A 22,726-nucleotide genomic window follows, 5' to 3' on the forward strand; every position below is an offset into this window, starting at 1 on the left:
CTCAGAGCCCGCCCGTCAATCGACGTGCTCGCCTGGCCGTTGCGAAGCACGAGCACGAGCCGCATCCATCATCATGGCATGATGGATCTCGGTCGCCTCATCGGCCGGGAACAGGCACTCGATGCGAAGCTCCTGGGCGGCGACGGTCTGGGGGGTGCCGACCGTGGTGACCATCGAAAAATAGTTCAGGACACGGTCTTCCCTGATGAACCCAAGCGGGATGACGGGCATGAAGCCGATCGCCACCGGGTTCTTGCATTCGTTTTTCACATCCGGGTAGGCCAGCAGTGCCGCCAGCAAATCCTTTGTCTTTTCGTCGACGACGCGGCCGATGGATTCGCGATAGACACGTTCGAACAAGCTCCGCGCCACGTCCTGCCAATTGGCGACGAACGGGCGCATGCCGTCGGGATCGAATATCAGGTGCAGCATGTTGCGCGGCCCCTTGCGAACGGCCATGTCGATGAAGCAGCCGAAGAAGAGTGGCGCGGCCTCATTGGTCATCAGCACGTTCCAGTACCGGTCCATGACCAGCGCCGGAAACGGTTCATGCTGCCGCAGGATGCGCGTCAAGGCATCGGTCACGCTCTTCATTTCCACCGAATCCCAAGCGGCCTCGGAAAACATCGGCGCGTAGCCTGCCGCCAGCAGCAATGTGTTGCGATCGCGCAAAGGGACATCGAGTGCCCGGGCGATCGCCATCAAGGTCTCGCGGTTGGGAACGCTGCGTCCGCTTTCGATGAAACTGATCTGTCTTTGCGAAACGCCGGTATCAAGGGACAGGTCGAGCTGGCTTCTGCCGCGCGCATCGCGCCAGTGACGCAGGAGCACGCCCAGCTCAGGCCTCGTGCTCGTCCTGAGGTTCGACGGTTTCATGATGCACTATCCTCGCAACCCGTCCAACGATAGGCGTCCACCCGCTTATCGTTCGACGGCGCATGGCGATCCATGCGCCGTCATTCGGCTCAAGCCGCGATCGCCGAGGGAGGTGACCATGCCTGCGGCTGGAAGCGGTCCTCGATCGGGGTACCGGCCATATTCGTCGTCGTTGCCGCCATCGTGGAGACGCCCACGCCGGTTACGACTTCAAGGATCTGGAGTTTCGAATAACCTGCCGAGGTGAACCTGTCGATGTCCGCGTCGGTCACGTTTCCCTTGTTTTCGATCAGCGCCTTTGTCAGCGCCGAAAGTGCGGCGTATTTCGGATCCTGTGGCAACCGGCCTTCACGGATCGCCCTGACTTCGCTCTCGGCAATCCCGTCTTCGATAGCGAATGTCGAGTGCGCGGCAACGGTCCAGGGGCATTTGATCGTGACGGCATTGGTAAGCAGCAGGACCTGCTTCTCGATCTCGTCGAAGCTGCCGCCGTGAAAGCTGCCGAAGCTGTTGACGAATCCATTGAGAAGGACCGGATTGTTCGCCATCGTCGCCATGACATTCGGCAGGAAGCCGAACCTCTCTTCGAGCGCCTTCAGCGCGGGTTTGGATTGCTCCGGCGCGGACTCGACGGTTTGAAGGTGGAACCTCTGCATTGTGTTGTCCTCTTCCAGTTCGGATGTGATTGCGCGGCTGGCTTGTCCGGCCCGCCGGCTTTCCCGTTCATCGCGAAAGCCTGTTCGTACTACGCCCGCCCAGTGCGCGGCCTCAATTACATGGCATGTAATAGCAGGGCTGCGTCTATCGTGAGCCGCACGCCTGGGAGCTCGCCGTCAACGCCGGCTAACGGAACCTTGGAGCGGCAGGGGCGTTTTCGTCAGCGGTTGCGCCAACGCCGAGGGACCGTGATGAAAGTTGACCCCACCGCTTCGGTCGCGGGCGTTTCCGAAGCAGAAGAGGCGCGCATCGTCGCCCGCGCCGACACCCATCTGATACGCTCGCTGCTCGTCGGCATCTTCATTTTCATGGCCGTCTATGCGCTCTATTTCGCCCGCGCTTTCTTCATGCCGGTCATACTCGCTTTTCTGCTGGCACTGACGCTGACGCCGATCGTCAGGCTTCTGCGCAAGCGCGGCATTCCCGAAGCGGTTTCGGCGACGCTTCTGGTGCTTCTGTCCCTCTGCCTCTTCGCCAGCGCCGGCTATTTGCTGAGCGGCCCGGTGATCGACCTCATCAACAACACCTCGTCGATCGGCCAGCGGCTGACCGAGCGGCTGGCGCAACTACGGCGTCCGCTGGAGAGGGGAATGGAAATTGCGCACCAGATTGAAGGCCTGACCGAGACATCTCAGGAGCCGGGTGTACAAAGGGTTGCGGTAGCCCAGTCCGGCTTCCTGTCGTCGGCCGCCTCAAACATCCTGTCGGCGGGAACAAGCCTGACCATCATTTTCGTGCTGTCGCTTTTCCTGCTCGCTTCGGGCACGATGTTTTATGAAAAGATCATCCAGTCCTTTGCCAGTCTCACCGAGAAGAAGCGGGCGCTGCGCGTCGTCTATGACGTGGAACAGGAAATCTCGCACTATCTGCTCACCGTCACCATCATCAATATCGGTCTCGGCACGATCATCGGCCTTGGCCTGTGGGCGCTCGGCATGCCCAACCCGTTCGTCTGGGGCGCCGCGGCCGCTCTGCTCAATTTCCTGCCCTATGTCGGCGCCATGATCACTCTCGTTGTGGTCACGATCATCGCGCTGATCAGCTTCGACACGATCTCTTATGCATTGTTGGCGCCTGCCTTCCTGCTTTTGTGCGACATCGTTGAAGGCCAGTTCGTCACGCCGATGGTTGTCGGCCGGCGGCTCGAGATCAACGCCGTGGCGATCTTCATCGCCATCGCCTTCTGGTCATGGCTGTGGGGCTTTGTCGGCGCCCTGATGGCGGTGCCGCTGCTGGTCGTCGTCAAGGTGTTCTGCGATCACTTTGATGGTCTCAGCCATGTCGGCAACTTCCTGGCGGCGCAGCATCTCGCGGCGGTCGAGGACGAAGCCGCCGAGGAAGGCAGCAAGGCCTCCGTATAAAGCCGGTGCGTCGGGTTTGCGGCCCCTGGCCCGAATGCCTATATCCGGTCGGTCAATGCCCGGTACCTTTCCCATGAGCGCCGCTTTCTTCGACCTCGACGCCTATTTCGCTTGCATCGGCGATGCCGGGTTCGCGGGATGCGACGCTGAAGCATATGGCCACGGCCAGCGAACTTGCCGCCGCGCTCGAGGCCCAGCTTGGCATCGTTATTCCCCACCGCACGGCCTTCGGGGCCAGGGTGCTTGAGACAAAAATCGTGGAGACCTGACATGGCAGCCCTTTCCGTCCTCGACCTGTCGCCGATCGTCGAAGGCAGCGATGCCTCGCGTTCGCTCGCCAATTCGCTCGATCTTGCCCGCCATGCCGAGCGGCTGGGCTACAGGCGCTATTGGCTGGCCGAGCATCACAACATGCCCGGCATCGCCAGTGCCGCCACGTCAGTCGTCATCGCCCATGTCGCCGGCGGCACTAAAACCATTCGCGTCGGCGCCGGCGGCATCATGCTGCCCAATCACTCGCCGCTGGTCATCGCCGAGCAGTTCGGCACGCTGGCCGCCTTGTTCCCCGGCCGCATCGATCTCGGCCTCGGCAGGGCGCCCGGTACGGACATGAACACGGCGCGTGCTTTGCGCCGCAATCTCGAGGCCGGTGCCGACAATTTCCCGCAGGACGTCGTCGAGCTGATGGGCTATTTCCTGCCGGCGGAAGAGGGCCAGCGGCTGCGCGCCGTGCCGGGCGAAGGCCAGACCGTGCCGGTCTGGATCCTCGGCTCCAGCCTGTATGGCGCCCAGCTTGCCGCCATGCTCGGCCTGCCCTACGCCTTCGCTTCGCATTTCGCGCCGGCCGAGCTAGACCATGCGCTGGACATCTACCGCTCGCGCTTCCAGCCGTCGGAACAGCTCGACAAACCCTATGTCATGCTCGGCCTCAACGTCTTTGCGGCGCCCACCGACACTGAGGCGCGGCTGCTGTTCACCTCGCTGCAGCAGGCTTTCGTCAATCTGCGCACCGGCCGCCCCGGAAAACTGCCGCCACCGGTCGAGAACTATGACCGCGATCTCGATCCGATGGCCATGTCCATGCTCGGCCAGGCGCTGTCCTGCGCCGTCGTCGGCTCGCCGGAAACGGTGCGGCAAGGCATCGACGCCTTCGTTCGCCGCACCGGCGCCGACGAATTGATGGTCACCGCGCAGATATTCGATCATGCGGCTCGGGTGAGATCCTTCGAAATCCTGGCTGACGCCCACAAATCGCTGTCGCAAGCGGCGTGAGATTTCCAGCTCGGCGCTTGCCGATAGCGATTCAATCAATGAACCGCTCTACGCACTCACGCTCTGCGCCACCGCTGCCAGCGGTCGGCATGAATTGCGGATCATCAGCCGGCCCTTGAGCACCAGCTTGCGCGGCGGCGCGTCGCGATTTCCGGCAAGGCGGTCGAGCAGCAAATTGGCCGCCTGTTCGCCGATCGCCTGCACCGGCTGCGCCACCGTGGTCAGTTGCGGGACAAACACGTCCGACCACGGAAAATCGTCGAAACAGGCGATCGAAACATCTTCCGGGCAGGACAGGCCGATATCGCGGATCGCCTTCATGGTGCCGATCACCATCGGATTGTTGGCGGAGAAGATCGCGCTCGGCCTGTCGTGCAGCGACAACAACTGCATGGCCGCGTTATAGCCGTCGATCTCGTGAAAATTGCCGGAACGTATCAGGTCTTCGGCCACCGGCAGACCGGCTGCCTGAAGCGCTTCGCGATATCCCGCCATGCGATCATGCATCGGTGAGATATCCGACGTTCCGGTGATGTAGCCGATGCGCCGGTGCCCGAGATGGATCAGGTAGGTGATGGCGTCGAACACGGCGCGCTGGTTGTCGAGCACCACGGCATCCGTGTCGACACCGTCACAGATGCGGTCAAGCAGGACGACCGGCACGTTGGCGTCGTCGACGATGCGCTTGAGGATCGTCCCATCGCCGACGCGCGCCACGATCAGCCCGTCGACCATGCGGTCGAGCAGCAGCCTGATCTGGTCGTCCTGGGTGTTGAGGTCCTCGTCCGTGCAGCACAGCATGACCGCATAGCCGGCGCGGTCGAAGGCCTGCTGGATGACTGACACGACATCGGTGAAGAACGGATTGGTGATGTGCGGGACAGTCAATCCAATGGTGCGCGTGGTGCCCATTTTCAGGCTTCGGGCGATCGCATTGCGCTTGTAGCCGATATCGCGGATCGCCTGCTCGATGCGCTGGCTGAGCTCCGGGCTGACGGTCGCCGTGCCGTTGATCAGCGCCGAAACCGTGGCGACCGACACGCGCGCCGCCTCGGCCACGTGAAGCATGGTCGGCGCCGTCGATCTTCGCTGCCTTGTCTTGCTTGGCCCTGCCATTTCGAAACGTTTCGCCGCCTCACTATGCCTCATACCTACGGAATATCGCGGTTTTTCGCAAGAATTGAAATGAGGCGATCTCGCGTGACCAGATAGAAGCTTGACAGGATCGAAACGTTTAGAATAGCGTTTATGACGTCAGACGACGACGGAAGGGAGGCCGCCTTTGTCATGGAGCACGGAAATTCCATCGCTCGGGGGGATGTTGCGGCGGCGGACCGTTCGGATGTCGTCCTGAGCGCCGAGCACATATCCAAGAGCTTCGGCGGCATTGCCGCCTTGGTCGACGTCGGTTTCGAGCTGCGGCGCGGCGAAGTCCACGCCTTGATGGGTGAGAACGGCGCCGGCAAGTCGACGCTGATGAAAATCCTTTCCGGTGTCTACACGGGTTATGAAGGCACGGTTCGCGTCGACGGCGTAGCCGCGAATTTCGCCGGCGTGCGCGACGCCGAGGCCGCCGGCATTGCCATCATCCACCAGGAGCTCAACCTGGTTCCCGAACTCAACGTCGCCGACAACATCTTTCTCGGACGCGAGAAGCTGATCGCCGGGCTGATCGTCGACCGCAAGGCGAGCAGCCGCGCCGCCAGCGCCCTTCTGCAGCGGCTGGGCATCGAGCTCGACCCGGAAGCCCGTGTCGGCACCTTGCGCGTCGGCGAACAGCAACTGGTCGAGATCGCCAAGGCGCTGTCGATGTCGGCGCGCATCCTGATCATGGACGAGCCGACCTCGGCGCTCTCTCCAGCCGAATGCCAGAGGCTGTTCCGCATCATCCGCCAGCTTGCCGACAGCGGCGTCGCCATCGTCTACATCTCGCACCGCATCGACGAGGTCATGCACCTGGCGGGCAGGGTCACGGTGTTTCGCGACGGACGTCACGTGCTGACGCGGCCGATGGGCGAGCTCGACGAGAACGCCATCATTTCGGCGATGGTCGGGCGCGACCTGCTGGCCTCCTCGGAAGAGGAGCGCCGTTACGGCGGCGAAGTCGTGCTTTCCGTCGAGAACCTGTCGCTGACGAAACCCGACGCCCATGGCTGGCGCACCGTGATCGACGGCGTCAACTTCGAACTCGCCGAAGGCGAGATCCTTGGTATTGGCGGGTTGCTGGGTTCAGGGCGCACCGAAATCCTGGAGGCGATCTTCGGCTCGAGCGATGGCCGCACCGGCGGCGAGATCCGGCTCGACGGCGCGTCGGTCGAGATCCGCTCGCCGCGCGATGCCAGGCGCCTCGGCATTGCGCTGGTGACCGAGGACCGCAAGACGCAAGGCCTGCATCTCCAGGCTTCCATTACAGACAACGTCGCGTTGCCGCTGGTCGGATCGCTGGCGCGCTTCGGCATCCGTTCGCTGGCCGGCGAACAGGGGCTGGCGCGCCAGGCGGTCCGGGCGCTCGGCATACGGTGCGAGGACATCGACCAGCCAGCCGGCACGCTGTCGGGCGGCAACCAGCAGAAGGTCGTCATCGGCAAATGGCTGGCGACACGGCCGCGCGTGCTTCTTCTCGACGAGCCGACGCGCGGCATCGACGTGGGCGCCAAGCGCGAGATCTACGATCTCATCTTCAAGCTTGCGCGCGACGGGCTGGCCATTGCCGTCATCAGCTCCGAATTGCCCGAACTGCTGCACCTCTCGGACCGCATCCTCGTGATGGCCGATGGCCGCCAGACCGGCATCCTTTCCCGCGATGCGGCGAGCGAGGAGGCCATCATGCGTCTCGCCGCGCCGCGCCGCACGATTTCGAGACCAGCCGCATGACCGCCTTGAAACTCCTGTCCCGCACCAAGCTCTATTGGGGCCTGATCGCCATCTTCCTGATCGGCGTGCTGGGCTCGCCGGTCAGTTCCAAGGGCAACAACATCTTCCTGTCCTACGGCAATCTGCTCGACGTGCTGCGCCAGGTGTCGACCACCGGCCTGATCGCCACCGGCATGACGGCGGTGATCATCACCGGCGGCATCGACCTTTCCGTCGGTTCGCTGATGGCAATCTGTTCGGTGGTCTGTGCCATGCTGCTGACGGTTCCGGGCGTGACGCCGGGAGTGGTGCTTGGCGTGCCCACCGTCGCCTTGGTGGCACTCTGTCTCGGCTTCATCGTCACCCGCTTCGTCTTCCTCAATCTCGAAAAGTCGCGCGCCGGCGCCGATGCCTCGCGCGACGCAAGGCTGGACCGCGCCCGCGGCCTGGTCACGCCGGCAATCGTCGGCGTGGTCCTGTGCTGTCTTTCCCTGTGGTACCTGCTGCCGCAGGTCGAGCCCAAATTCGGCGTGCTCGGCGTGCTGCTGGTCGCGCCATGCGTGGGCCTGCTGTTCGGTGCGCTCAACGGCTTCATCATCGTCGCCGGGCGTCTGCAGCCCTTCATCGTCACCCTGGCGATGATGGTGACGGCGTTGGGCATCGCCCGGCTGACCGCCGGCCAGAACAATGCCGTGCTGCCGGTCTATACCGGCTCGAACGCCACCGAGGATTTCGAGCTGCTGCGCTCCATGGTGTTCGGAGTCGTGCCGATGCCCGGCCTGTTCTTCCTCGGCGCCATCCTGATCTATGGCGCGGTGCTGCGCTTCACGCCGTTCGGCCGCTATGTCTACGCCATCGGAGGCAACGAGGAGGCGGCCAGGCTTTCCGGCATCGCCGCCGGCCGGGTCAAGATCGTCACCTACGCCGTTTCGGGCCTGCTCGCCGGCATTGCCGCGGTGCTCTATGTCGCTCAGTACCGGCAGGGCAAGCCCGATGCCGGCGCCGGCCTGGAGCTCGACGCCATCGCCGCCGTGGTCATCGGCGGCACCAGCCTGATGGGTGGGCGAGGCAGCCTCACCGGGACCTTCTGCGGCGTGCTGATCTTCGGGCTGCTGTCCAACATATTGCAGCTCCACAACATCAATTCGAACCTTCAGCTGGTGCTGAAGGGGATGATCATCATCGGCACAGTGCTCGTGCAGGAGCGCAACGCCGGTGATCTCCTAGCCTATCTGCGCCTGCCCGGAGCGGCGCACAAGGAAACGGCCGCGGCAAAACGGCCGTCGCAAGAGACCCGGTCTCTCAATCTCGGAGGAAACAAGAAATGAAACGACGTGACACGCTGAAGCTTGCCGCCCTTGGCGCGGCATTGCTGACCACCACCGCGCTGCTCTCCACCGGCCACGCCTTGGCCCAGGACAAGAAGTGGAAGATCGGCTTCTCGCAGGTGACGACCATCGAGCCTTGGCGCGCGCAGTTCAACAAGGACATACTGGCCGAGGCCGCAAAGCATCCCGAGGTCGAGCTGATTATCACCGACGGCGAGGACAAGACCGAGAAGCAGGTCGCCGACGTAGAGAACCTGATCCGCCAGGAGGTCGATGCGCTTTTGGTGTCGCCGAAGGAATCGGCCGGGCTGACCGGCGTCGTGCAGCAGGCGATCGACGCCAAGATCCCGGTCTTCGTGCTCGACCGCAATGTCGACACCAAGGACTACACCCAGTTCGTCGGCGGCGACAACAAGCTGATCGGCCGCGCGGCCGGCGAATATGCCGTCGAGCTGCTCGGCGGCAAGGGCAAGGCATCGGGCAACGTCGTCGAGATCTGGGGCGGCATGGGCACCCAGCCGGCGCATGACCGCCACGACGGCTTCCATGAGTTCACCGACAAGGAGCCGGGCATCAAGTACCTGCTCGACCAGCAGTCGGGTGACTGGAAGCAAGACCAGGCCTACAATCTGATGGCCAACGCGCTGAAGAGCAACGAGAAGATCGATCTCGTCTACGGCCACAACGACCCCATGGCCTACGGCGCCTACCTCGCCGCCAAGGATGTCGGCCGCGAGAAGGACATCAAGTTCATCGGCATCGACGGCCTGCCGAACGAAGGCGTGCAAATGGTGAACAAGGGTGAGCTGACGGCGACCTTCACCTATGTGACCCCGGGCGCGGAAGGCTTGCGCCAGGCGATCAAGTTCCTCAACGGCGAGAAGGTCGAAAAGACCATCACCTTGCCGACGCAAAAGATCACCAAGGAAAACGCCGCCCAGGTGCTGAAGGACAACGGCCTCTGAGTTTTCGCCGGAGATAATTGCCGGCCCAAGGTCCAGGTTCTTCGTCCCAGGGACCTTCCTCTCCCCCGTCGATCGGGGGAGAGGTGTCGAGCGCAGCTCGACGGAGTGGGGGTCGACACTTGGCGCGCGCCCTGTTCCCCTTTCAATATCCGTCGGCGGCGGTGGCCAGGTGGCTTCCCACTCCGTTGCCGCTTCGCAGCGTCGCCTATTCCCCTCCGGAGGGAGAGGAAGGACCTCGTCGCCGGCCCCTACGCCAATTTCGCCAGCAGCTTCATGAAGGTGGCGATCTCCTTGGCCGTGAGCGGTGCCAAGGTTTCCTCCGTAATCTCGCGCGCCAGCGGGATCAGGCGTTCGATCGCCTGTCGCCCCTCGGCGGTCAAATTGACCAGCAGCCGCCTCTTGTCGCCCTCGTGCTTGGAGAGCTCGACGAGGCCGCGCGCCTTCAGCCGGTCGATGACGCCCTTGACCGTCGCCGCATCCATGGCGATCAGCGTACCGAGCTGGTTCTGCGAAGTCTCGCCGACATCGCGCAGCTTGGCCAGTGCCGCGAATTGCGGCGGCGTCAGGTCGCCGATACGCGCCGCGAAGATCGAGACATGGCGCTGGTGCGCCTTGCGCAGGATGAAGCCGACCTGTTCCTGCAGGTGGTAGTCCTGATCGTCGGCCTCCTCGACCTCGACCAGCTTCAGCAGATTGTCCTCGCCGCTCACCGCAGCCCGTCCCAGGCCTTGATGTCGTCGGCGGCCAGGCCGCCCATGCGATTGTGCACGCGCGGACCGCAGGTCATGGCGAGGCAGAACAGGATCTCATCGGGGCGCGGTCCGTCGCCGACGCCGACTTCCATCGCATCGAAATGGCTGCGCACATAGGCGGCGTTGATGTGGCCGAGAGGCACATCCAGCCGCGAGCCGAAGGCGCCGACCTTCTTGGCCGACGGCACGATCGCCTTGGCGCCGCCGAGCCGCTCGCGCATGGCGTAGCCGCCCGGCACATGCCAAAGCGCGCCATGCTCGAGTTCGCCCGATATGCCGACGATGGCGCCTTTGCCATAGCCGTCGATCTGCTTCACGTCGCCACCCAATGCCGCGATCAGCCGGTCGGCGAGCAGCAGGCCAAGCGGCTTCAGATCGTCCATGGCGCTCTGCAACTCCTCGACATAGCGCCCGGCGAACGGGTTCTTCACCAGTGCCATGGCGGCGGCACGGCGGCGCGGCACCTTGGCCTCCGGCCCGCCCTCATGAAAGATCTCTTCGGTCAGCACCACGATCTTGCGGATCGGAAACTCAGGCATGGGCAACTTCCTTCCCTGGACTTTTGTCGGGCGCGGCAAGCGCTATTGAGCCCTCGATGCGGGTCTGGCCGGCGAGGAACAGCGCCGATGCGGCGATCAGTCCCCTGCGGCGGAAATCTTCGGCGACGGCAAGTCCGCTGTCCAGCGCCGTGGCAATCTCTTCGGCAGAAAGAGGCCCGACCTCTTGCGTCACCAGCCTGTCGCCAAGGTCGTTGTCCGGCGCCAGATCATGCGCGGGCACACGCCGAATAGCGGGATGGTTGGCCAAGTCGACGGCATTGGCGATCAGCGTCGCCGCGGCATCGGCCTCGGCGCCGGTCCTCGCCAGCACGGTGACGGCGTCGGCGATGCCGAGCGAAAACGAGCGCCCGCGCCAGCCGCTGGTGGCAACGCCGCCTACCTCGTCCTCGGCGCGGATGACGATGCGGTCGGCAAGGCCATGGCCGGTGCCGGCAATGGCAAGGGTGATCGATTGGCCGGCATCGAGATGCAGCGCGCTGTCGCCGCCATTGTTGACGTAAGCACGATCGAGTTTTCGTCCGGCACTCAGCGCGGCAAGTATTTCGTCGGCTACCGAACCGGCGACGGCGGCCATCGGCGTGATGAAGTCGTCCGCCAACGGGGTAACTGCCGCTTCCATGCGCCGCGCCGTCGGGCCGGCGAAGGCGCGCGGGCGCAACGTGGCCGGCCGGCGCAACTCGGGCAATTCCTCCACCAGTTCTGGCAGGATGGTCTGGAACCGCGCCACGGCCTGCTCATAAGCTCGCCGGCATTCGCCTGGCGTCCCAAAGACCTCGACGATCAGGTCGATCGGCCCGTGGTTGAGGTGCAGCCGCCTGCCGTCCCCGAGCCAATGCGCTTGCGGACCGTTCATCGTCACGAGGCCCCGTTCGCGGGCGCGCGCCGCAACTGCGCCAGCGGCGGCCACGGATTGCCGGCCGGCGCACCGCCGCCCTGGCGCGCGTTCAGGTACTCGCCGCCCTTGGCGACGACATCCTCGACGCTGCGGATCTCGGCTTCGTAGCCACCGAGCCTGATATAATCGTCGCGGCGCAGCGTGAATTCGATCGGCGCCACCAGCGCCGGCGTCGGCACATAGCCGAAGGCGCCTTCCGGCACACGCATCACATCCACCATCAGGGTGATGCCGCCGCCCGGCCAGACATAGACCGGCGCGCCGCCGACCGTCACATAGGTGGTCAGGCCCTGCACGGAACGGGTCAGGTTGACCGGATTTTCGGTGACGCCGGCGCGCAGCGAGCCGCCGGCGCCGCCGACGAACAGCACGGTGCACAGCGCCGGCTCGCAATTGTCCTCGATCAGCCCTACGGATTTTCGCAGTCGCTCGGGAAACGGTTTTTCGACCGGCTTCAGATCGTCGTCGAGCTCGTAATAGGCGAACTGCTCGCCGGTGGTCGAAACCATCAGCAGCGACAGGCCGGGCCGCGCGCCCCTCCTGGCGTTCCATTCGCCCAGGATCGACAGCGGGTCGGATATGCTGGTGCCGCCCCAGCCGAGGCCGGGCTCGGAGACCTTGAAATAGCGCCCAGGCGTCGAGCGGCGGCCGATGATCTTTATCCCCGTGTCCTGCCAGCCCAGCACCTTGCCGGCCTGATGCTCGGAGACGACGCCGGTTATGTGGTCGTCGACCACCACCACCTCGTCGACCAGCCCGCGCCATTGCCTGGCGAACATGCCGATGGTCGCCGACCCGCAGCCGACCCGCATGCGATGCTCCTGCTTGCCGTCGATGACAGGCGGTTTGCCGGCTTCGACTATTATAGTGGCGCCGCCGTCGATGGTCAGTTCCACCGGCTTGCGGTTGCACAGATCGAGCAGCGCATCGCAGGTGGCGCGGCCTTCAGCCTTGGAGCCGCCGGTCAGATGATGCACGCCGCCCAGCGACAGCATCTGCGAGCCATATTCGCCCGTCGTGACATGGCCGATCGCCTCGCCTTGCGAGCGTACGACAGCCGTTTCGGGTCCGATATGACGGTCGGTATCGATCTTCACCTTGACGCCGCAATAGGAGAAGATGCCCTCCGTGACGACGGTGACGAGATCGACGCCCTCGACCTGCTGGCTGACGATGAAGGGCGCCGGCTTGTAGTCGGGATAGGTGGTTCCGGCGCCGATCGCCGTGACGAAGCGGCGGCCGGTGTTGACCAGTTCGCCGTCCCAGGCCTCGCCCTCTGCGACGAAGGGCACGACAGCGCCGTCGATCTCGGCGGTATGATCGAGAATGGTCAGCGGGTCCATGCGCACGATCCGGCCGCCGGCATTGCCGTAGCGGTCGCAAGCCCCGGTGCGGCCATCTGCGATGTAGCACATCACGGGGCAGGCATCGCAGCGGATCTTCTCCGCCACCAGCTTCTCGCCGGGATCATGGGTTTCGAAGCGTTCGGCAAGCTCGCTCATCGGCATGCCTCCTTCTCGCGAATGGCGGCGCGGATGCGAGTCGGCGTCGCCGGAACTTTGGTGATCGCAATACCGGTCGCATGGCGGATGGCGTTGAGGATCGCCGGCGCCGTCGGGATCAGCACATGTTCACCCAGGCCCTTGGCGCCGAACGGCCCTTCCGGGTCTGGCACCTCGATCAATACCGTCTCGATCGGCGGCACGTCGCCGATGGTTGGAATGAGATAATCGTGCAGGTTCTCGGTGCGGCCGGGAATATACTCTTCCATCAGCGCCATGCCGATGCCTTGCGCGATGCCGCCCTCGATCTGGCCCTCGACCAGCAGCGGGTTGATTGCCTTGCCGACATCGTGCGCGGCGGTGATCTTGACCAGCTTGACCGTGCCGAGCTTGAGGTCGACCTCGAGCTCGGCGATCTGCGCGCCGTAACCATAGACCGCATAGGGCTTGCCCTGGCCCTTGGCGTCGAGCGGCAAGGTCGGCGGGTCGTAAGTCTCCTCAGCGCGGAAGACGAAGCCGTCGGCATCCGCTTCGAGGGCGCCAAGATCGACGCGGCGGATCGCTTCGCCCTCGCAGATGATAATCGTCGGGCCGTCGAGTTGAAGCGACGCCTTTTGCGAGACATTGGCAAAACGCAGGATCTCATCGCGCAAGGCACGGCCCGCCTTCTCGGCCGCCTTGCCGGTGACGAAGGTCTGGCGCGAGGCCGAGGTCTTGCCGGCATCGGGAGTGATCGCGGTGTCGGCGTTTTTCAGCCGGAACCTTTCCAGGGGCAGACCGAGCGCGTCGGCGCAGATTTGCGTGACGACGGTGTTGGAGCCCTGGCCGATGTCGACGGCGCCCTGGTGCAGGATGATCTCGCCTGACGCCGCAATTCCGACCCGGATGGTCGACGGATTGGGTAGCGAGGTGTTGCCGCAGCCATACCAGCAGGACGCGATGCCGACGCCGCGCTTTTTATCCACGTTGGCACTGTTGAAGGCATCCGCGTCAGCCGTTGCACGCGACCAATGCGGCCGCAGGACATCGAGGCATTCGGCAATGCCGACGCCGGACTCCAGCCTTTGCCCGGTAACCGTTTCGGAGCCGTTCCGAAGGCAGTTCTTCAAGCGAAAATCGAGTCGGTCAATCCCGAGCTTATCGGCCAGCTCGTCATACAGCGTCTCCTGCATGATTGTCGCCTGCGGCACGCCGAAGCCGCGAAAGGCGCCGGAAATCGGCCCATTTGTATGGATGGCGCGGCCTTCGGCGCGGTAGTGCGGTGTCGCATAGGGACCGGAGGCATGCACCGGCACGCGGTTGGCTACCGTCGGTCCCCAGCTGGCATAGGCGCCGGTGTTGAAATCGCCTGAGAAAATCATGCCGGTGACATGACCCTCGGCGTCGGCTCCAATGGTCGCTTTCATCTCGGCTGGATGACGCTTGGTGGTCGACATCATCGATTCATTGCGTGTGTAGGCAAGCGAAGCCGGTCGCCCGGTCTTCATCGCCACCAGGCCAATCAGCGGTTGCAGGGACACGTCGAGTTTGGAACCAAAACCGCCGCCGGTCGCGGTCGGCACGATGCGCACCTTGTCGACGGGCAGGCCCAGCACCTTCGCCGTCTCGTCGCGATCCATATAGGGCGCCTGCGTGCAGGCGACGACGACCAGCGTGTCGCCATCCATATAGGCATGGCCGGCTTCCGGCTCGATATAGGCATGCTCGACATAGGACGTCTCGATCGCACCGGTCACGATGACGGCGGCATCGGCAAGCGCCGCCTCGGGATCGCCGCGTTCGACGAAACCCTTGGTCAGAAGGTTGGCCGGGCGGTTCGCATGGATCAGCGCCGCACCTTCGGCCTGTGCCTCGCAAGGCTGCAACAGATGTGGCAGTTCGGTCCAGCGAATCGGGAAATCCGACAGGTCGAGATCGAGCATCGCCTCACGCTCGCCGGCCACCAGCGCCACCGCCTCGCCGCGAAACCGCGCCAAGCCTTCGGCGAGAGCCGGCTGGTCGGCGAACGGACCGATGACGCCGAAACAGTTCTTTCCCGGGATATCGGCGGCCGTAAAGACACCGGCGATGCCGGGACGAGCTTTTGTCCAGCCGTCGAGGTCGCCGAAGGCGAAGCTGGCATGGTAGTGCGGCGAGCGGATCACCAGCACCGCCAGCGCATCGGCCGGGAAGGAATCGCCGCCGAATTTTTCACCGCCGGTCACCTTCGGCACGCCATCGAGCCGGATCGGGGAGGAGCCGACCGCGTTGCCCGAGGCTGGCATTCTTCGGTCAAGATCGCGATCCAATTGGTGAAGCTGGCGCTGCCCCTCACCCGCACCCTCTCCCCGTAAAGAACGGGGAGAGGGGATACCCGACGCTGGAGCGCTTCCCTTCTCTCCGTCACTATACGGGGAGAAGGTGCCGGCAGACGGATGAGGGGCGGCGCCGTCGTTTGATGGTTCTTCCCGCCCTGCCTCCATCACCGCAGCGACGATCTTCCGGTACCCGGTGCAACGGCAGAGGACGCCGCCCAGCGCATCCTGCACCTCGATTTCGCTCGGCCTGGCTTTCTTGTCCAGCAGGGCGGTCGCCGCCACCAGCAGGCCGGGCGTGCAGATGCCGCACTGCGCCGCGCCATGTGCCAGGAAGGAGGCCTGCAGCGCCGACAGCCGGCCATGGGCGAGCCCTTCGACCGTCGTCACCGAGGCCCCGGCGGCCGACGCGGCCGGCATCAGGCAGGCGCAGACCGGTTCGCCATCGACCAGCACCGTGCAGGCGCCGCAGTCGCCGGCGTCGCAGCCGACCTTGGTCCCCGTCAGCAGCAATTCGTCGCGCAGCACCGAGGACAGCCGGCGCAGCGGTGGCACGTTGACCGAGACGGCGGCGCCATTGACCGCGAAGGTGATCTCGGCGCGTGCGAGGCGGGGCTGACCTGCGTCACTGTCGGAAAGGGCTCCGCCGGGTCGACCTTGGCTGATGTCAGGCTGTGCTTTGTTCATGCCGCCGCCCTGTCACCATTCACCGGCCCCGCAGCCGCCAGCACGGCGCGGACAACGATTTCGCGCGCCGCGTCCTGCCGGTATTCGGCGCTGCTGCGCACGTCGCCGATCGGCGACAGCTCTTCCATCGGCGCGGCGAGAACCGCTGCGGCCAGTCCATGATCCGCCGCCAGTCCGCGCAGGGCCGCCTCGACCCCGCCGAGCCGCTTTGCGACAGCCGAGCAGGAACCGACGGCGACCGCCGCTTGCGCGACGATGCCGTCCTGCACGACCAGGCGTGCCGCCGCCATGGCGATGGAGATGACGAGATAGCGCCGCGCGCCGAGCTTGACGAAAGCCGACATACCTGTGCCGGCCGTTTTCGGCACGCGGATGGCGGTAACCATCTCGCCGGGCCGCAGGTCCGTGCGGCGATTGCCGAGGACGAATTCCCCGAGCGGCAGGTGGCGCATCGCTTGCGCCGAGCGCAGTTCGACCTCGGCATTGAGCACCAGCAGCGCCGGCACGCCATCCGCGGCCGGCGAAGCGTTGCAGAGGTTGCCGGCGATCGAGGCGACATTCTGGATCTGAACGGACCCGACCTCCCGCGCCGCCGCTTTCAGCGCATCGAAGGCTGGCGGCAAGGGATGGCGAACGATATCGGTCCAACTGGTGCGCGCGCCGATCCGCCAGTGCGTTTCGGTCTCCGCAATGCCGCGCAGGGCCGCCAGCCCGTTGATGTCGAGCACATTGTCGCGGAAAGGCTTGCTGCCTTGCGCCGGGTAGAAGTCGGTGCCGCCGGCAAGGATGCGCCACGAAGCTTCGCCAAGCAGGGCGAGCGCCTCGTCGACCGTGGTGGGTTTCGCGTAACGGATCACGCTTTGCCTTCCCAGAAAAAGGGCCTTTCCGAGGGAACTTGCCGGCGTCTGGGCCCGGCTCAAATTCATTCGCATGCAAATGATATCAAGTCGGCAGAAATTGTCAAAGCCGGAGTTTGCAAGGCACCCGCACGACCACCGCCGCCACGCATTTGTCTTGCGTAAATCCAGGTGCAGCAGCGCTCTTCGCGCGTCCAGGGGGCACGTGCGACGCTGTAATGGTTGACGCGGCTCGCCATCTGGTCAAGTTTCTTTCTCGGTCGCGCCAGCGGCTTTCTTTCGCCGGGATCCCCCTGGGGGCCCGAGCCCGATACCGCCAGGAAGGAACCCCATGGCCGAGGAAGCGCTTGTCGTCATCGACCTGCAGAACGATTTTTGCCCTGGCGGCGCGCTGGCAGTGGCCGGCGGCGACGAGATCGTGCCGCTGGTCAACGACCTGATCCGGCGAACCGACCATGTGGTGCTGACGCAGGACTGGCATCCAGCCGGCCATTCGAGCTTTGCCTCAAGCCATCCAGGCGCCCAGCCTTTCGAAACCATTGAGATGCCCTACGGCCAGCAGACATTGTGGCCGGACCATTGCATCCAGGGCAGCCTCGGGTCGGATTTTCACTCGGGTCTTGCCTGGACCAAGGCCGAGCTCGTCATCCGCAAGGGATTTCGGCCTGATATCGACAGCTATTCGGCCTTCTTCGAGAACGACCACACAACGCCGACCGGCCTTGCCGGCTATCTCAGGGAGCGCGGCATCGACACGCTGACCCTGGTCGGCCTGGCGACCGATTTCTGCGTTGCCTTCTCGGCGCTCGACGCGGTCAAACAGGGGTTCACAACCACTGTCAGGCTCGATGCCTGCCGCGGGATCGACCTCAACGGTTCCGTCGAGACGATGCTGGCAAGGATGCGCCAAGCAGGCGTGACGCTCGAAGACCACGCGGCGGACTAATCGCATCGTGGGGGCAAAGAGGGGGTCCATACCGACAGCGACAGCTTTGACAGCAGGCGCCGCCGTGGTCGCTGTCGCGATGCTGTTTCCGGGAACGGTCTTCGCCGCGGAGGAACACGGCCTGCCAGGCCGGACGATGTCGCTGTGGTGGGCACTGCCCTTTGCCGGGCTGTTGCTGTCGATCGCCACGGGACCGCTGCTTTTCAACCATCTATGGGAGCATCACTACGGCAAGATCGCAGCGCTCTGGGCGGCTCTGGTGGTGGTGCCGCTCGCATCGGCCTTCGGCACGACGCTGGCAACGGAAGCGGTGCTGCATGCGCTGCTCACCGAATACATGTCGTTCATCATTCTCCTGTTCGCGCTGTTCACCATTTCGGGCGGCATTCTCGTGGCCGGCAACATCCACGGCACGCCATTGGTCAATGCCGGGCTGTTGCTCATCGGCGCCCTGCTCGCTTCCGTCATCGGCACTACCGGCGCCTCGATGATCCTGATCCGGCCGCTCATCCGCGCCAATGACAACCGGGCGTTCAACGCCCATGTCATCATCTTCTTCATCTTCCTGGTGTCCAACATCGGCGGTTCGCTGACGCCGCTCGGCGACCCGCCGCTATTCGTCGGCTTCCTGCGCGGCGTCGATTTCTTCTGGACCACCGCCAACCTCTGGCGCGAGACCCTGTTCGTCGGCGTCGTCGTGCTCGCAGTCTTCCTGGCGATCGACATCACGCTGCATCGCCGCGAAATGGGCGCGCCAAAGATCAAGGACCCAACGCCGGACACGAAGGTGCGCATCCGCGGCCTGCCCAACCTGCCGCTGCTGGCCGGCGTGATCGGCGCGATCCTGCTTTCGGCCACATGGAAGCCCGGCATCGGTCTTTCCATCCAGGGGGTGGACCTCGAGCTGCAGAACCTCGTGCGCGACGCCGTCATCCTGGCGCTTGCCTTCGTTTCGCTCGCCGTCTCGCGCAAGGAGTATCGCGAGGCGAACGGCTTCAACTGGGGGCCGATCGCGGAAGTGGCGAAACTGTTCGCCGGCATCTTCATCTGCATCGTGCCCGTGGTCGCCATCCTGAGGGCCGGCCATGAAGGCGCGCTGGCGCCTCTGGTCGCGCTCGTCACCTCCGGGCAGGGCATGCCCAACGATCTCGCCTATTTCTGGCTGACCGGGGCGCTGTCGTCCTTCCTCGACAATGCGCCGACCTATCTGGTGTTTTTCGAGCTTGCCGGCGGCGCCCCTCGGCATCTGATGACGGAGCTCGCTTCGACCTTGGCGGCGATCTCGGCGGGCGCGGTGTTCATGGGCGCCAACACCTATATCGGCAATGCGCCGAACTTCATGGTCTACGCCATTGCCCGGCACCGCGGCGTGAACATGCCGGGTTTTTTCGGCTACATGGCATGGTCGGGCGCGGTGCTGATCCCGACTTTTTTGGTCGCAGGGTTTCTGTTCTTCGGGTGAGCCGGCGAGGACGCCAGGCCCTTGCCTTCCAGAAGGAGAGAATAATGCTCAGCCTACGCCGACATAGCGCCTGACCGCCGACGGGTCGGCGCGCAACGCCTCGACGTCGACCGTCTCGCGGTTGCGGCCGTTCTCGATGAAGGCGACGCGGTCGGCGACCGACAGCACGGCGTCGACCCGCTGCTCCACCAGGATGGTGGAAACGCCCCGTTCGCGCAGCTTGGCCACCGTCTCGCGGATTTTTGCGATCATCGACGGCATCAGCCCTTCGGTCGGCTCGTCGAGCAGCAGCACCTGTGGTTCCAGGCAGAGCGCGCGTGCCATGGCCAGCATCTGCTGCTCGCCGCCCGACAAGGTGCCCGAGCGCTGCCTGAGCCGCTGGCGCAGCAGCGGGAACAGGTCGAGCACGTTTTCGCGAACGGCCTTCGCCTTGCCGCGCGCCATCAGCCCGATCTCGATGTTCTCCGCCACCGTCATTTCGGCGAACAGCCGCCTGCCTTGCGGCACATAGGCGATGCCGGCTTTCGGCACCTCGTGGGCAGCCAGGCCGGTCAATTCGTGGCCAGCGAGGCTGATCGAACCGGCATTGGCCCGGACCAGTCCCATGATGGCTTTCAGCGTCGTCGTCTTGCCGGCGCCGTTGCGGCCGAACAAGCACAACACCTCGCCCGTGTTCAGCACCAGGTCGAGGCCATAGAGCACCTGGACCTCGCCATAGAAGCAGTCCAGTCCCGCGATCCGCAACGCTTGCGTCTTGCTCGTCTCGGTCATGGGGCGGTCCCCAGATAGGCTTCCTGCACCGCCGCATTTTCGCGGATCGCCTCCGGCGTGCCCTCTGCCAGGATCTTGCCGGCGTTGAAAACGGTGATGCGGTCGGCAAGCTGCATGACGACAGGCATGTTGTGCTCGATCAGGAGCACGGTGGCGTCCCTGGCGATCTCGCGCACCAGGGCGATAAAATTGTCGATCTCGCTGTCGGCGAGCCCCTGCGTCGGCTCGTCGAGGATCAGCAGGCGCGGCTTCAGCGCCAGGCCCATCGCCACCTCCAGCAGGCGCTGGTGGCCATAGGACAATTGACCGGCCGGCATATGGGCACGGTCGGCCAGCCCGGTGCGTGCGAGCGCCGACATGACAGCGGCCCGTATCGCGCTCTTGGAATGGCCATGCCGCAGCGTCAGTTGCACGGGCAGCGCGATGTTGGCGTAAACGGACAGGTTGGCATAGATGCTGGTGATCTGGAACGTGTAGGCAATGCCCTGGCGGACCCTGACATAGGCCGGCAGGCCGGTGATGTCGGAGCCGTCGAAAACGATCGATCCGGACGAGGGCGGGATACGGCCGCTGATCAGGCTGACGAAAGTGGTCTTTCCGGCACCGTTGGGGCCGATGACAGCGCGGATTTCGCCCGGCACCAAGGTGAAATCGACGCTGTCGACGGCGCGCAGGCCGCCGAAATTGCGCGACAGGCCTTTGGTGGTCAGAAGCGGCGTCATGGCAGCCATCCAAGCCAGCGCTGCCGGATGCTGCCCAGAATGCCTTTCGGGAAGAACAGCACCAGCAGGATCAACGCGACCCCGACGATCAACAGGTAGGCGGAGGTGAAGCCGCTGGTGATGTCGATGACATAGTACATGAACAGCGTGCCGATCAGCGGTCCGAGCGTGGTGGCGGCGCCGCCGAGCAGCACCCAAAGCAGCGGCAGGATCGAGTACTGTACCGAGGCGAAGCTCGAGCCGACATAGCCGAACAGCAGCGCATAGGCCGCGCCCGACGCCGCGCAGATCGTGCCTGAGACGACCACGGCGGCGAGCTTGTTGGAGAATGTATCGTAACCCAGCATTTTGGTCCGTTCCTCGTTTTCGCGGATGGCGACCAGCACGCGGCCGTATCGGGAGCGGACGACGGCCAGTGTGACCAGAAGCACGAGCGAGAACAGCGCCAGCGCGCTCATGTAGCGCACCGTCGGATGGGTGAGATCGAGCGACATCGCGCCGAAATTCAGGACGCGTGCCGGCTGCGGCACCACCATGCCCTGGTCGCCGCCGGTCCACGCGGCAAAATAGAGGATGAGGAGGTAAAAGACCTGCGCGAACATCATGGTGACGATCATGAAGGCGACACCCGTGGTGCGCAGCGCCAGCAGCCCGATCACCAGCGCCAGCACCGCGCCGCAGGCGATGCCGCTCAACAAAGCCGCCGGTACGCTCCAGCCGAGCTGGATGACGGCAAGGCCGGCGCCGTAGAGGCCGGCGGCAAAGAACATGGCATGACCGAGACTGAGCAGTCCGACATAGCCGAACAGCAAGTTGTAGCCCATGGCGAAAACCGCCAGCACCATGATGCGGGCGACGAGGCCGTGATGATAATCCGGCAGCACGAAGCTCAGGACAAAAAGCAGCGCGATGGCGCCGAAATGGAGGCCGTAGGCTTTTGCCGGCGAGGTCTCGCTCATCGCGTCGCCGTCCCGAACAGGCCCTGCGGCCGGAACACTAGCACCATGGCGACCAGCAGCGTGGCGATGATCTTGGCCAGCGTCGGCGAGAAGAACACCGAGATGATGCCGTCCGACAGCCCGATCAGCACGGCGGCGATGACGGTTCCGCGCAGCGAGCCGAGACCGCCGATGATGACGACGATGAAGGAAAGCAGCAGCGGATCCTGCCCCATCAGGTAATGCGCCTGGCTGATCGGCACGATCAGCACCGCCGCAATGGCCGCGAGCACGGCGCCGAGCGCGAAGACGCCGCCATAGACGCGATCGACCGGAATGCCGAAAGCCTGCGCCGTCTCGCTGTCATACTGCGTGGCACGCATGACGAGGCCGATCCTGGTGCGCGTCAGCACCAGCCATGTCACGACGAGCAGAAGGGCGGATGCCGCGATGATCGATAGCTTGTAACCTGAATAGCCGAACCACGGCAAAAGGATGCGGTAGCTGAAGGGCGGCTCCACCGGGCGCGCTTCCGGACCATAGAAGGTCAGCGCCAGCTGCTGGATGATGTAGAGCATGCCGATGGTGGCGACGATGGTGGCTTCCGGATTGTAGTTCAGCCGGCGTAGCACCAGCCGCTCGGCCACCAGCGCAATGGCGCCGACGATCAGCGGCGCGATCACCAGCGCCGCCAGGAACCCGAGCGCCGGATGGCCCGATATCGCCGTGGTGATCGCCCAGGCGAGCACGGCTCCAAGCATGAAGAATTCGCCATGCGCGACATTGACGACGCGCATGACGCCGAACACCAGCGACAGGCCGAGCGCGGTCAGCGCCAGCACGGCTGATGTAACGAGGCCTTCTAGGGCGGCAAGCAGGAGGTGGGGGCCGAAGTGCATGGGCTAAATACCCAAGGTAGGCGCGAGGCGTACCCCCCTCTGCCCTACCGGGCAGAGGGGGGTACGCAT

The 22,726-nt window shown here is 64.7% G+C and carries 21 protein-coding genes; 8 read left to right on the forward strand and 13 right to left on the reverse strand.

The window, feature by feature from the left end:
- Positions 1-15: 15 nt before the first annotated feature.
- Both LB532_RS04210 and LB532_RS04215 read right to left on the reverse strand, forming a co-directional pair.
- Entirely contained in the window at positions 16-876 is an 861-nt protein-coding gene (locus LB532_RS04210) for a helix-turn-helix domain-containing protein (protein WP_140639298.1), read from the reverse strand.
- Positions 877-965: 89 nt separating this feature from the next.
- A complete protein-coding gene (locus tag LB532_RS04215) occupies positions 966-1,532 on the reverse strand; it encodes a carboxymuconolactone decarboxylase family protein (RefSeq protein WP_140639297.1) in 567 nt (188 codons plus the stop codon).
- Between the two features lie 252 nt (positions 1,533-1,784).
- Between LB532_RS04215 and LB532_RS04220 the strand changes: the two genes are divergently transcribed.
- The 3 genes from LB532_RS04220 (at position 1,785) to LB532_RS04230 (ending at position 4,226) form a co-directional block, all read left to right on the forward strand.
- A complete protein-coding gene (locus tag LB532_RS04220) occupies positions 1,785-2,954 on the forward strand; it encodes an AI-2E family transporter (protein ID WP_140639296.1) in 1,170 nt (389 codons plus the stop codon).
- A gap of 122 nt (positions 2,955-3,076) precedes the next feature.
- The gene (locus LB532_RS04225) at positions 3,077-3,223 is read left to right on the forward strand and encodes a hypothetical protein (protein WP_181169337.1); all 147 of its coding nucleotides are present in this window, start codon (positions 3,077-3,079) and stop codon (positions 3,221-3,223) included.
- A gap of 1 nt (position 3,224) precedes the next feature.
- Positions 3,225-4,226 (forward strand): LLM class flavin-dependent oxidoreductase, encoded by a 1,002-nt coding sequence (locus LB532_RS04230; RefSeq protein ID WP_140639295.1) that lies wholly within the window; start codon positions 3,225-3,227, stop codon positions 4,224-4,226.
- 48 nt (positions 4,227-4,274) lie between these two features.
- Here LB532_RS04230 and LB532_RS04235 read toward each other — a convergent pair whose 3' ends face one another.
- Complete coding sequence (locus LB532_RS04235) at positions 4,275-5,294, reverse strand: LacI family DNA-binding transcriptional regulator (RefSeq protein ID WP_140639294.1); 1,020 nt, start codon at positions 5,292-5,294, stop codon at positions 4,275-4,277.
- A 219-nt stretch (positions 5,295-5,513) separates the two neighbouring features.
- On the opposite strand from LB532_RS04235, the gene LB532_RS04240 reads away from it, so the two are divergent.
- Genes LB532_RS04240 through LB532_RS04250 form a run of 3 tightly spaced genes read left to right on the forward strand, consistent with a single transcriptional unit; the run spans position 5,514 to position 9,372 of the window.
- Positions 5,514-7,100, forward strand: a complete 1,587-nt coding sequence (locus LB532_RS04240) for a sugar ABC transporter ATP-binding protein (protein ID WP_140639570.1) — start codon at positions 5,514-5,516, stop codon at positions 7,098-7,100.
- The gene (locus LB532_RS04245; protein ID WP_140551610.1) at positions 7,097-8,407 is read left to right on the forward strand and encodes an ABC transporter permease; all 1,311 of its coding nucleotides are present in this window, start codon (positions 7,097-7,099) and stop codon (positions 8,405-8,407) included. The genes LB532_RS04240 and LB532_RS04245 overlap by 4 nt, the downstream gene beginning before the upstream one ends.
- A complete protein-coding gene (locus tag LB532_RS04250; RefSeq protein ID WP_140551609.1) occupies positions 8,404-9,372 on the forward strand; it encodes a substrate-binding domain-containing protein in 969 nt (322 codons plus the stop codon). The genes LB532_RS04245 and LB532_RS04250 overlap by 4 nt, the downstream gene beginning before the upstream one ends.
- Before the next feature lie 248 nt (positions 9,373-9,620).
- Here LB532_RS04250 and LB532_RS04255 read toward each other — a convergent pair whose 3' ends face one another.
- The 6 genes from LB532_RS04255 to LB532_RS04280 are packed head-to-tail and all read right to left on the reverse strand — an operon-like array spanning position 9,621 to position 16,919.
- Positions 9,621-10,082, reverse strand: a complete 462-nt coding sequence (locus LB532_RS04255; protein ID WP_140639293.1) for a MarR family winged helix-turn-helix transcriptional regulator — start codon at positions 10,080-10,082, stop codon at positions 9,621-9,623.
- Positions 10,079-10,663 (reverse strand): amino acid synthesis family protein, encoded by a 585-nt coding sequence (locus tag LB532_RS04260; protein ID WP_140639292.1) that lies wholly within the window; start codon positions 10,661-10,663, stop codon positions 10,079-10,081. The genes LB532_RS04255 and LB532_RS04260 overlap by 4 nt, the downstream gene beginning before the upstream one ends.
- A complete protein-coding gene (locus LB532_RS04265) occupies positions 10,656-11,537 on the reverse strand; it encodes a UPF0280 family protein (protein ID WP_140639291.1) in 882 nt (293 codons plus the stop codon). The genes LB532_RS04260 and LB532_RS04265 overlap by 8 nt, the downstream gene beginning before the upstream one ends.
- 2 nt (positions 11,538-11,539) lie before the next feature.
- Positions 11,540-13,081: a 6-hydroxynicotinate reductase gene (locus LB532_RS04270; RefSeq protein WP_140639290.1), complete on the reverse strand. Its 1,542-nt coding sequence runs from the start codon at positions 13,079-13,081 to the stop codon at positions 11,540-11,542.
- The gene (locus LB532_RS04275) at positions 13,078-16,062 is read right to left on the reverse strand and encodes a molybdopterin-dependent oxidoreductase (protein ID WP_224556391.1); all 2,985 of its coding nucleotides are present in this window, start codon (positions 16,060-16,062) and stop codon (positions 13,078-13,080) included. The genes LB532_RS04270 and LB532_RS04275 overlap by 4 nt, the downstream gene beginning before the upstream one ends.
- The gene (locus LB532_RS04280; RefSeq protein WP_140639289.1) at positions 16,059-16,919 is read right to left on the reverse strand and encodes an FAD binding domain-containing protein; all 861 of its coding nucleotides are present in this window, start codon (positions 16,917-16,919) and stop codon (positions 16,059-16,061) included. Before LB532_RS04280 ends, LB532_RS04275 begins: the two co-directional genes overlap by 4 nt.
- A gap of 331 nt (positions 16,920-17,250) precedes the next feature.
- Between LB532_RS04280 and pncA the strand changes: the two genes are divergently transcribed.
- Both pncA and LB532_RS04290 read left to right on the forward strand, forming a co-directional pair.
- Positions 17,251-17,865, forward strand: a complete 615-nt coding sequence (gene pncA / locus LB532_RS04285; RefSeq protein ID WP_140639288.1) for a bifunctional nicotinamidase/pyrazinamidase — start codon at positions 17,251-17,253, stop codon at positions 17,863-17,865.
- 79 nt (positions 17,866-17,944) lie between these two features.
- Positions 17,945-19,327, forward strand: coding sequence for a sodium:proton antiporter (locus tag LB532_RS04290; RefSeq protein ID WP_140639568.1), 1,383 nt, complete (start codon positions 17,945-17,947; stop codon positions 19,325-19,327).
- A gap of 48 nt (positions 19,328-19,375) precedes the next feature.
- Here the strand turns inward: LB532_RS04290 and LB532_RS04295 are convergent, their stop codons facing one another.
- From LB532_RS04295 to LB532_RS04310, 4 genes are read right to left on the reverse strand one after another with little or no spacing between them, the layout of a single operon-like run.
- On the reverse strand, positions 19,376-20,098 hold the full coding sequence (locus tag LB532_RS04295) for an ABC transporter ATP-binding protein (protein ID WP_140639287.1): 723 nt from the start codon (positions 20,096-20,098) through the stop codon (positions 19,376-19,378).
- On the reverse strand, positions 20,095-20,820 hold the full coding sequence (locus tag LB532_RS04300; protein ID WP_140639286.1) for an ABC transporter ATP-binding protein: 726 nt from the start codon (positions 20,818-20,820) through the stop codon (positions 20,095-20,097). The genes LB532_RS04295 and LB532_RS04300 overlap by 4 nt, the downstream gene beginning before the upstream one ends.
- Complete coding sequence (locus LB532_RS04305; protein WP_140639285.1) at positions 20,817-21,779, reverse strand: branched-chain amino acid ABC transporter permease; 963 nt, start codon at positions 21,777-21,779, stop codon at positions 20,817-20,819. Before LB532_RS04305 ends, LB532_RS04300 begins: the two co-directional genes overlap by 4 nt.
- Positions 21,776-22,657, reverse strand: a complete 882-nt coding sequence (locus tag LB532_RS04310; RefSeq protein WP_140639284.1) for a branched-chain amino acid ABC transporter permease — start codon at positions 22,655-22,657, stop codon at positions 21,776-21,778. The genes LB532_RS04305 and LB532_RS04310 overlap by 4 nt, the downstream gene beginning before the upstream one ends.
- Positions 22,658-22,726: the final 69 nt, after the last annotated feature.

Source organism: Mesorhizobium sp. ESP-6-2 (assembly GCF_020164675.1).
Lineage (GTDB): Bacteria > Pseudomonadota > Alphaproteobacteria > Rhizobiales > Rhizobiaceae > Mesorhizobium.

Excerpts from the sequence above, each read along its gene's own strand:
- LB532_RS04265 (WP_140639291.1), bottom strand. The coding sequence starts at position 11,537 with ATGAACGGTCCGCAAGCGCATTGGCTCGGGGACGGCAGGCGGCTGCAC.
- LB532_RS04220 (WP_140639296.1), top strand. The coding sequence starts at position 1,785 with ATGAAAGTTGACCCCACCGCTTCGGTCGCGGGCGTTTCCGAAGCAGAA.
- LB532_RS04225 (WP_181169337.1), top strand. The coding sequence starts at position 3,077 with ATGCCGGGTTCGCGGGATGCGACGCTGAAGCATATGGCCACGGCCAGC.
- pncA (WP_140639288.1), top strand. The coding sequence starts at position 17,251 with ATGGCCGAGGAAGCGCTTGTCGTCATCGACCTGCAGAACGATTTTTGC.
- LB532_RS04230 (WP_140639295.1), top strand. The coding sequence starts at position 3,225 with ATGGCAGCCCTTTCCGTCCTCGACCTGTCGCCGATCGTCGAAGGCAGC.
- LB532_RS04215 (WP_140639297.1), bottom strand. The coding sequence starts at position 1,532 with ATGCAGAGGTTCCACCTTCAAACCGTCGAGTCCGCGCCGGAGCAATCC.
- LB532_RS04245 (WP_140551610.1), top strand. The coding sequence starts at position 7,097 with ATGACCGCCTTGAAACTCCTGTCCCGCACCAAGCTCTATTGGGGCCTG.
- LB532_RS04250 (WP_140551609.1), top strand. The coding sequence starts at position 8,404 with ATGAAACGACGTGACACGCTGAAGCTTGCCGCCCTTGGCGCGGCATTG.
- LB532_RS04305 (WP_140639285.1), bottom strand. The coding sequence starts at position 21,779 with ATGAGCGAGACCTCGCCGGCAAAAGCCTACGGCCTCCATTTCGGCGCC.
- LB532_RS04300 (WP_140639286.1), bottom strand. The coding sequence starts at position 20,820 with ATGACGCCGCTTCTGACCACCAAAGGCCTGTCGCGCAATTTCGGCGGC.
- LB532_RS04210 (WP_140639298.1), bottom strand. The coding sequence starts at position 876 with ATGAAACCGTCGAACCTCAGGACGAGCACGAGGCCTGAGCTGGGCGTG.
- LB532_RS04290 (WP_140639568.1), top strand. The coding sequence starts at position 17,945 with ATGCTGTTTCCGGGAACGGTCTTCGCCGCGGAGGAACACGGCCTGCCA.
- LB532_RS04240 (WP_140639570.1), top strand. The coding sequence starts at position 5,514 with ATGGAGCACGGAAATTCCATCGCTCGGGGGGATGTTGCGGCGGCGGAC.
- LB532_RS04235 (WP_140639294.1), bottom strand. The coding sequence starts at position 5,294 with ATGCTTCACGTGGCCGAGGCGGCGCGCGTGTCGGTCGCCACGGTTTCG.
- LB532_RS04260 (WP_140639292.1), bottom strand. The coding sequence starts at position 10,663 with ATGCCTGAGTTTCCGATCCGCAAGATCGTGGTGCTGACCGAAGAGATC.
- LB532_RS04295 (WP_140639287.1), bottom strand. The coding sequence starts at position 20,098 with ATGACCGAGACGAGCAAGACGCAAGCGTTGCGGATCGCGGGACTGGAC.
- LB532_RS04270 (WP_140639290.1), bottom strand. The coding sequence starts at position 13,081 with ATGAGCGAGCTTGCCGAACGCTTCGAAACCCATGATCCCGGCGAGAAG.
- LB532_RS04275 (WP_224556391.1), bottom strand. The coding sequence starts at position 16,062 with ATGAACAAAGCACAGCCTGACATCAGCCAAGGTCGACCCGGCGGAGCC.
- LB532_RS04310 (WP_140639284.1), bottom strand. The coding sequence starts at position 22,657 with ATGCACTTCGGCCCCCACCTCCTGCTTGCCGCCCTAGAAGGCCTCGTT.